Raw genomic sequence first — 6000 nt, 5'->3', positions numbered from 1 at the left:
ATCGATGAACGCGCCGCCCGACGCCCGCGTCTCCGCTCGGCCCAGCGCCGGAGCCAAATGCACCTTCAACTCGTCAAGCGCCGCTCGCCAATCAACAAGCGTCCCAGCCCACTGCGCAATCCCCATCACCCAACCCTCCGCCGACCACGCACAGAGAATCAGAACTCAGCAACAAATGCAACTGTAGTATTAGTCAACAATGCGGGTTATGGCGATGTTGGCTCCGTCGAGGACACAACGCTGGCCTCCTTCCGGCGACAGATAGAGACCAACCTTTTCGGCACCATCATCATGACCAAGGCCGCGATCCCGATCATGCGGGAACAGCGCTCCGGACATATCATTCAGTTCTCATCCGTGGGCGGCAGGATCGGCGCACCGGGACGTGCCCCCTACTCGGCTGCGAAATGGGGGGTAGAGGGTTTCTCCGAGGTGCTTGGCAAGGAGATGGCGCTGATCGGAGTGCGGGTAACGATCGTCGAACCCGGCGGCTTCCGTACCGACTTCGCAGGGGCTTCGACGACGATTGAGGAAGGTCGGGCGGAATATGACGCGGTGGTCGGGGCTGCCGCCCGAATGCAACGGGCCTATGATGGAAAGCAGCCGGGCGACCCTCGCAAAGGCGCGGCGGTGATCTTGGAAATCGCGGGCTTAGACGAACCACCGCTCAGGCTTCCGCTTGGGAAACACGCCGTCGCGGCGATCGAGGCATCCGATAGCGCGCGCCTCGAGGAGCTGGCTCGATGGCGTGCATTGAGCGAGTCCACCGACTTCGACTGAGCTGCAACATGCATAGTGCCGCCGATCAAGAACAACTCGCAGGACATCCAATGTGCCATTGTTGATATCCCGCAGGGTGAAGCGACATAGCTCGTCCAAACCGCGCCCTAACGCGAAGCCAGGAGCAAAACATGAAGGCGATGGTCATCGGTTCCCCTGCAACCCTGGACACGCTGGCGTTCGCGGATCGGCCCGATCCAGGCCAGCCCGGCCGCGGCGAGATCCGCGTCGCCCTGCGTGGCAGCTCGCTCAATTTCCATGATCTGGGCGTGCTGACAGGCCGCATGCCGGCCGCTGCCGGGCGCATCGCGTTGGCGGACGCGGGCGGAACGGTGGAAGCGGTGGGAGAAGGCGTCACCGAATTTGTGGTCGGAGACCAGGTCGTCTCCTGCTTTTTTCCTTCCTGGCAGGACGGAGCGCCGACTATCGGCGATTTCTCACAGACCCCTGGCGACGGCATCGACGGCTTCGCCACGGAGTTTGCCGTGGCGCCGGCGAGCGCCTTCACGCTTGCGCCGCGCGGCTACGACGCGGTGGAGGCTGCAACCATCACCACCGCCGGCCTGACTGCCTGGCGGGCGCTGGTTGGCGATGGCGGTCTGAAGGCCGGCGATACCGTGCTGTTGCTCGGCACGGGCGGCGTTTCGATCTGGGGCCTTCAGATTGCAAAGGCGATGGGAGCGACGGCGGTTGTGACGTCCTCTTCCGGCGAAAAGCTCGAGCGTGCTCGAGATCTCGGAGCGGACCACGTCGTCAATTACCGCGAGGTGAAGGATTGGGGTCGAGCCGTCGCCGATTGGACCGGCGGCCGCGGCGTCGACCATGTGCTTGAGCTGGGGGGCGCAGGCACGCTCTCCAATTCCATAGCGGCCGTCCGGGTCGGGGGACATATCGCACTCATCGGGACGGTGACCGGAGTCGCTGGCGACGTTCCCACCGCCGCGCTGATGGCCAAGCAAGCCCGGTTGCAAGGACTGATCGTGGGATCGCGGCGCCAGCAACAGGAATTCGTTCGCGCCATCGAGAGCGCAGGAATCCGACCCGTTATCGACCGCCGCTTTCCCCTTGCCCAACTCCCCGAGGCATTCCGCTTCCAGCAGTCGTCCGGCCACTTCGGCAAGATCGGCATCGAGTGGTAGTCCTCTCGCAGAGCAGCTAAGTTAAAAGTCCAACGCGGGTCTGACCAGCTTCGCCAAACTGCTCCAATAGCAGCTCGGTCAGTACGCGCACTTTCCGCGCGAGGTGCTGACCAGGCGGTCGCACGACAAAGATGCCCACCGACGGCAGATCCCAGTCGGTCATGATGGCCTGCAACCTCCCCGTTTCGACGTACGCGGCAGCAATCGCGTCGGGGAGTGCGGCGATGCCGATCCCCTCGGCCGTCCCCTCAGCGATCGCCACCGCGCTGTCGGCCTTAAACCGGCCGTGCGGATGGACCTCGACCACCTTCTTCCCCTGGCTGAATTTCCAGCTCTCAGACGCGATCATCACGGCCGGATGATCCGCAATCTCGTGCGGCACTCGGGGGGGGCCGTGCTCGCACACATAGGCTGGGCTTGCGAACAGGTGGACGGTGAAATCGCCGATCCGGCGCGCAACGAGGTTCGAGTCAGGAAGGTAGCCGACGCGTATGCCGCAGTCGAAGCCCTCGCTCACCAGATCCACGTAGCGATCGCTAAAACGTGTGTGAACGCTTAGAAGCGGGTGCCGCTTCGCCAGACGCGCGAGTGTGGGCGCGAAATATTCGGGCCCGAACGACGATGGCGCTGCCAATCGCAGGCGGCCGCGCAGTTCGCCCGCGGGGAGTATCTCCTCACGCGCAGCTTCGAACTCCGCGAACATGCGGGCCGCGTGGTCCCGAAAGGCGGCGCCCGCCTCGGTCAGCGCTGCGCCGCGGGTCGTGCGCGCAAGCAGCTGGACCCCAAGTTCATCCTCCAGCCTTGAAAGGCGCCGGCTGACGATAGACTTGGCTAGACCCAGCCGACGCGCCGCAGGCGAGACGCCACCCGCGTCTGCAACCTCCACAAACGTCTTGAGATCTTCTACGTCCACAACGTTCCCCAGTCAGCAACGGTGCTTCCCTTATCCGCTGGCTACCTGATCTAAAATGGCAACGCTACCTGTCTTTCATGAGCTCTCCGAGGGAGCCGACGAGGAGCGATCACCATGCAACCGACTAAGATCACATCATCTGTGAAGCGCGGCGACTGGGCGCACGGCTTCGGCGTCGAAGTCTTCTATCCGGGCACTGTGCTGGGCCGCTTCGATAGTGGCATCGGCGCGATCGGTCGCATCGACCGTGCGCTGATTCAGCCCGGCCACGTCATCGCCATGCACCCGCACAAGGACGACGAGATTTTTACCTACAAGCGCGCGGGTCGGATGCTTCACCTCGATACCGTCGGGAATCGAGAAGAGGTCAATCCACGCCGCCTGATGATGATGAACGCCGGCCATAGCTTCCAGCATGAGGAACGGGTCATCGGCGATGAGCCCACCCAGGCCCTCCAAATCTTTCTGCGTCCTCGCGAGGCCGACCTCGAGCCAAAAGTGCAGTTCCACGAGATGGACGCCGGGCGCAGCGAAAATGCCTGGCGCTTGCTCGTCGCACCGCAGGACGCCACCTTCGAGGTCCGGGCGCAGGCATGGGTCAGGGATGCCCATCTGGACGCAGGCCGCTGTCTATGCCTGCCCGAGCGGTCGAGCCCGGGAATAGTGCATCTGCTCTTCCTTTTCTCAGGCGAGGTACGGGTCGGCGACCAGCGAATGGAAGCGGGCGAGTTCTACCACCTCGGTGACAGCACGGCGGTAGTGGGAGCTCTAGCTGATGCCGACATCGTCCTCTTCACCACCGACACGCAGGCGCCCGTCTTCACGGGCGGGATGTTCAGCGGGAACGTGGCGCGTGGCTGAAGTCGGACCCGCTTGCGCCAGGCTTCCCTGGGGAGAAAGGAAATAATTGAGACAGACACCCCCCATGCTGTGAAATCGGTATTGAATGGCGAGGCACGTGGTTCGCCGTGCGTGTTGCGATCGTAGCGACCTAACTCGACTCGGCCATAGGGCATCTGGCCGGACTTTCAGCGGCAGTCGCTGAGCAGGCGCAATTCGGGATATCGGCGCCGGCTTTCACGGCGGTTCTGACGATCACGCTCGAGCTTGTCGGATACCTGCTGATCCTTTCCGGTCGCTGGCTCTAGCTCGGAGCTGGGATGCTAGGCTCGTTCACGCCCTAGACGCTGATAGCGTTTCATCCCACGGTCTTATTCCTATCGTTTCCTGGACCAGAGCCCCTTCGCAGGCTCTGCGTTCCCGGTGCGGCCGCGCTAAGCGAAAATTCGAAAACCATCCCGCGCCGTAGCCCTGGTTGGCCGGACGCTGCGATCTTGTCTGGACAAGAAAGTGTCTGGGGTGCCCCTAGGCGGCAATGATCTTGTCGGCACATCAGGCTAGGTCCGGCAGCTGGACATGACGGATGTGGCGCTGTCCCCGCCGTGCTCGCCACGCCGCGGCGAGCCAATCCATCTCTTCCTTCGCGTGTCGAGTTCGAGGAAGCGGCTTTGGGGGCGGTCATGCAATATCGAGATCGCTGCGCTCGCCATCATCCGTGTCGGCGGCGATCATAGGCGCCGGAATTGTTTGCTTCCACAAGACAGCTGGATTGGAGATGCGACGCTGCCGCACACACAAGAAACGCCGGTCGAGAGATCGACCGGCGTCTTGCGGGGAAACCCTCGGCGACAATCCCGAGGCGAGGATTGGTCAGGCAAGGCCCTTCGCGGTCAGATAGCCGGCAATGTTGTTGCCGGAGAACGGCAGGTATTCGCCCATCAGCTTGCCGTGCGCTTCCCCGACGGGAGAGCGCCAGTCACCGAGCAGTTCCGCACCGACGCCGACCCACGTCATCGGGATGACGCCTGCCTGCACCATCCGAGCGATGGCGGCGTCCTCGACGCGCTTGTCCCAAGTACCCGAGGCATCGAGCACAGCATAAACTTCGTAGCCGGCCTGCTTGGCCGAGAGCGCTACGAACGCGAGACAGACTTCGGTCGAAATGCCGGCCACCAGCAGCTTCTTGCGACCGGTCTTTTCGACCGCAGCGACGAAATCCGCATTATCCCAGGCGTTGATCTCACCGGGGCGGTGAACAATCGCGGCGTTCGGCAGACCCTGCGCCACCGCCGGCATGATCGGACCGTTGGGGCCATCGGCGGCGCTGGTGGTGATGACGGAGGGCAGGCCATGGACGTTTGCCAGCGCCACAAGCGCCTTCACGTTGTTGAGGAACTCGGCCGGGTGCTGGGTCTGGACGCCATTGGCGAGCCCGGTCTGGTGGTCGATGAAAAGCACTGCTGCGTTTTCGGAGGTGATGCGGTCATAGGACATGTTCAATTCCTCGATCTGATGTCACTGTCGGTCGACGTGATCGACATGCACCAAATGACGTTCCTTGAATGCGCCAGCTAGCCAGCGATTGAGGCAATCACTGTTCCTGTTTTAGGAACGATATAGCGTCTAACCTGCTGTGCTTGGGCGAACATTCGCCATGCGCCCGATCCACAGCATGCGCGGATCATGCTGGGGCACAATCCCAATCTGGAGTTGGAGATCGTCGCCACCGACCGTCTGGTTGATATCGTCGACGAGGGATTTGATGCCGGCATCTGGCTGGGAGAAAGCCTGCGCGACGGGATGACCGCGGTGAAGATGAAGCTGCGGCTGAAATTCGCGGCGGTAGGTTCACCAGCCTATTTCGAGGAGAAGGGCATACCCGAGACGCCGGCTGACCTGTCCGGGCACATCTGCGTCCGGAACATGTATCCGAGCGGTGTCGGCTATCCCTGGACATTCGGGCGCGACGGCGAGGAGATCCACGTCGAGGTCACAGGCCCGGTAGCGCTTCATGACCACGAACTGATGATCGAGACCGCGATCGCCGGCGTGGCGCTCGCCTATGTCTGGGAAGACCGCGCGAGGCCCTATGTCGAAAGTGGACGGCTGATATCCTGCCTCGCCGACTGGATCACGCCCGAGGACTGGCTCTACCTTTACTACCCGACGCGCCGTTACATCTCGGCCGGATTGCGCGCCGTCATCGATGCTCTCAGGGCGGCAAGCGACTGATGCGGAGCAGTCGCCGCACACCGTCTGTCGGTCTTATAGAGGTTTCCATAACAGCCCGGGGCGGCGGGAACAGCCCGATCTACGGCATCATTCAGG

7 protein-coding genes are annotated in these 6000 nt (G+C 62.9%); 5 read left to right on the top strand and 2 right to left on the bottom strand.

The features are described from left to right. The coding region (locus GQY20_RS31140) for an SDR family NAD(P)-dependent oxidoreductase (RefSeq protein ID WP_157221067.1) at positions 1–780 on the top strand (780 nt) is incomplete at its 5' end. Positions 781–911: 131 nt separating this feature from the next. Then, complete coding sequence (locus GQY20_RS31135) at positions 912–1919, top strand: zinc-dependent alcohol dehydrogenase family protein (protein ID WP_157221066.1); 1008 nt, start codon at positions 912–914, stop codon at positions 1917–1919. A 16-nt stretch (positions 1920–1935) separates the two neighbouring features. Here the strand turns inward: GQY20_RS31135 and GQY20_RS31130 are convergent, their stop codons facing one another. After that, positions 1936–2832 carry a LysR family transcriptional regulator gene (locus tag GQY20_RS31130; protein WP_157221065.1) on the bottom strand — a complete coding sequence of 299 codons (897 nt, stop codon included), beginning with the start codon at positions 2830–2832 and terminating at the stop codon, positions 1936–1938. Positions 2833–2946: 114 nt separating this feature from the next. Between GQY20_RS31130 and GQY20_RS31125 the strand changes: the two genes are divergently transcribed. Both GQY20_RS31125 and GQY20_RS32985 read left to right on the top strand, forming a co-directional pair. Then, on the top strand, positions 2947–3693 hold the full coding sequence (locus GQY20_RS31125) for a pirin family protein (RefSeq protein WP_157221064.1): 747 nt from the start codon (positions 2947–2949) through the stop codon (positions 3691–3693). Positions 3694–3839: 146 nt separating this feature from the next. Then, complete coding sequence (locus GQY20_RS32985; protein WP_157221074.1) at positions 3840–3980, top strand: DoxX family membrane protein; 141 nt, start codon at positions 3840–3842, stop codon at positions 3978–3980. Positions 3981–4542: 562 nt separating this feature from the next. Here GQY20_RS32985 and GQY20_RS31115 read toward each other — a convergent pair. Further along, positions 4543–5166: an isochorismatase family protein gene (locus GQY20_RS31115; RefSeq protein WP_157221063.1), complete on the bottom strand. Its 624-nt coding sequence runs from the start codon at positions 5164–5166 to the stop codon at positions 4543–4545. A gap of 189 nt (positions 5167–5355) precedes the next feature. On the opposite strand from GQY20_RS31115, the gene GQY20_RS31110 reads away from it, so the two are divergent. Further along, the gene (locus tag GQY20_RS31110; protein WP_157221062.1) at positions 5356–5904 is read left to right on the top strand and encodes a LysR substrate-binding domain-containing protein; all 549 of its coding nucleotides are present in this window, start codon (positions 5356–5358) and stop codon (positions 5902–5904) included. Positions 5905–6000: the final 96 nt, after the last annotated feature.

The organism is Flavisphingomonas formosensis (assembly GCF_009755815.1).
Lineage (GTDB): Bacteria > Pseudomonadota > Alphaproteobacteria > Sphingomonadales > Sphingomonadaceae > Flavisphingomonas > Flavisphingomonas formosensis.
The sequence above is the reverse complement of the archived record's forward strand: the minus strand, read 5'-3'. Positions and strand labels throughout refer to the sequence as shown.